At 46.7% G+C, this 795-nt stretch carries 1 tRNA gene and 2 rRNA genes; all 3 read right to left on the bottom strand.

Annotated features, from left to right (window positions below):
* Positions 1–98: ribosomal RNA gene (locus tag L4C36_RS23810) — 23S ribosomal RNA — on the bottom strand; the annotation flags it as partial.
* Positions 99–378: 280 nt separating this feature from the next.
* Positions 379–454: transfer RNA gene (locus L4C36_RS23815), tRNA-Glu, on the bottom strand.
* A 93-nt stretch (positions 455–547) separates the two neighbouring features.
* A 16S ribosomal RNA gene (locus L4C36_RS23820) occupies positions 548–795 on the bottom strand; the annotation flags it as partial.

Consider the following 795-nt stretch of genomic DNA (forward strand, 5'->3'; position numbering starts at 1 on the left):
TGGCTTTTACTGCCTAATCTGGGCTTATCGCAAGTTAATACGTCCTTCATCGCCTCTGACTGCCAAGGCATCCACCGTGTACGCTTAGTCACTTAACCATACAACCCCAAGAGGTCTGTATGTTCAAACAACCAAGGTTCGTCACCTATCTTCGATCAAGAAAGATAAGGACATTGGTTTTTCGCCGGACTCGATACAAGACACTTGAATGTGTATTGCTTGAGAACTCGTTTTTATCGCTCTTTATATAAAGAGACAATAAAAACTATTAGTGTGATCTTTCGATCACTTACTAGTCAGCTTTCCAAATTGTTAAAGAACATGTGTTTACCGAAGTATCCACTTTCTAATCACACTCTTGCGAATGTCTTTAGAAAGTGGCGTCCCGTAGGGGAGTCGAACCCCTGTTACCGCCGTGAAAGGGCGGTGTCCTAGGCCTCTAGACGAACGGGACTTAGTTTTCTAAGTTATTGGGCAACTTAGATGTTCTCTTACATTTCGACCAAGCAATCTGTGTGGACACTGCATAAAACAGCAGTCTATCGTTTAAGGAGGTGATCCAGCCCCAGGTTCCCCTAGGGCTACCTTGTTACGACTTCACCCCAGTCATGAACCACACCGTGGTAAACGCCCTCCCCGAAGGGTTAAGCTATCTACTTCTGGTGCAGCCCACTCCCATGGTGTGACGGGCGGTGTGTACAAGGCCCGGGAACGTATTCACCGTAGCATTCTGATCTACGATTACTAGCGATTCCGACTTCATGGAGTCGAGTTGCAGACTCCAATCCGGACTAC

Origin of the sequence: Photobacterium japonica, from assembly GCF_050337005.1 — a bacterium.
Classification (GTDB): domain Bacteria; phylum Pseudomonadota; class Gammaproteobacteria; order Enterobacterales; family Vibrionaceae; genus Photobacterium; species Photobacterium japonica.